Below are 1662 nucleotides of genomic sequence, written 5' to 3' on the forward strand. Positions count from 1 at the left end.
AGTCTCATCGAGCAGTACGGCCCCCGCGAGTCGATGGAATATGACGTCGTGGTCGTCGGCGGCGGCCCCGCCGGACTGTCGTCGGCCATCCGGCTCAAGCAGCTTGCACAGGAAAAAGGCGTCGAAATCGGCGTGTGCGTGCTGGAAAAAGGCTCCGAAGTCGGTGCGCATATCCTCTCGGGCGCCGTGATGGACCCGCGCGCGTTGAACGAACTGCTGCCCGACTGGAAGCAGAACGGCGCGCCGCTGGACGTCGAAGTCACCGAAGACCGCTTCCTGTTCCTGACGCAGGACAGCGCGAAGCAGGTGCCCAACTGGCTCCTGCCCGACAACTTCAAGAATCACGGCAACTACGTCGTGAGCCTCGCGAACGTCACGCGCTGGCTCGGGCAACAGGCCGAGGCGCTCGGCGTCGAAATCTTTCCGGGTTTTCCCGCAGCCGAAGTGCTTTACAACGAAGATGGCTCGGTGCGTGGCGTCGTCACCGGCAACATGGGCGTCGGCAAGGACGGTCAGCCGACCGAGAACTTCCAGCTCGGCATGGAACTGCACGCCAAATACACGCTCTTCTGCGAAGGCGCGCGCGGACATCTCGGCCGACAACTCACTGATCGATTCAAGCTGCGCCAGAACGCCGATCCGCAGGTCTACGGCCTCGGCATCAAGGAACTGTGGGAAATCGATCCGGTCAAGCACAAACCCGGTCTCGTGATCCACACCGCGGGCTGGCCGCTGGAAAACGATACCTATGGCGGCTCGTTCCTGTATCACATGGATAACAACCAGGTCGTGGTCGGTTTTGTCGTCGGGCTGGGGTATTCGAATCCGTATCTGTCGCCGTTCGAGGAATTCCAGCGCTACAAGACCCATCCGTCGATCCGCAAGTTTCTCGAAGGCGGCAAGCGCATTTCCTATGGCGCACGGGCAATCGCCGCGGGCGGCCTGATGTCGCTGCCGAAACTGGTGTTTCCGGGCGGCGCGCTGGTTGGTTGCGATGCGGGCTTTTTGAACGCATCGCGTATCAAGGGTTCGCATGCGGCGATCAAGACCGGCAAGATGGCAGCCGAAGCCGCGTTCGATGCGGTTCAGGCAGGACGCCAGAACGACGAACTCACCGCCTATCCCGAAGCATTCGACACGTCGTGGCTCAAGACCGAGCTTTATCGTGCGCGCAACTTCAAGCAGTGGATGAGCAAAGGCCTGTATCTCGGCACGATGATGGTCGGGCTGGAGCAGAAAGTCATGGGCGGCAACGTGCCGTGGACGCTGCATCACCAGCACTCGGACAACGAGACGCTCAAGCCCGCGTCGCAATGCAAGCCGATCGTCTATCCGAAGCCGGATGGCAAGCTGACGTTCGATCGGCTGTCCTCGGTATTCATCTCGAACACGAATCACGAGGAAAACCAGCCGGCGCACCTGACGTTGAAAGACCCGTCGGTGCCGGTGAACGTGAATCTGCGCACTTATGCGGGCCCGGAAAGCCGCTACTGCCCGGCGGCCGTCTACGAGTTCGTCAAAGCCGACGACGGCAACGAGCGCCTGCAGATCAACGCGCAGAACTGCGTGCACTGCAAGACCTGCGATATCAAGGACCCGACGCAGAACATCGTCTGGGTCACGCCCGAAGGCGGCGGCGGGCCGAACTATCCGAACATGTGA

1 protein-coding gene is annotated in these 1662 nt (G+C 61.4%); it reads left to right on the plus strand.

Annotation, left to right across the window (positions count from 1 at the left end; translation table 11 throughout):
- Positions 1-1662: electron transfer flavoprotein-ubiquinone oxidoreductase (locus AWB81_RS42735; RefSeq protein WP_062644599.1), on the plus strand; the 1662-nt coding region annotated here is incomplete at its 5' end.

This window comes from Caballeronia arationis (genome assembly GCF_001544975.2).
Lineage (GTDB): Bacteria > Pseudomonadota > Gammaproteobacteria > Burkholderiales > Burkholderiaceae > Caballeronia > Caballeronia arationis.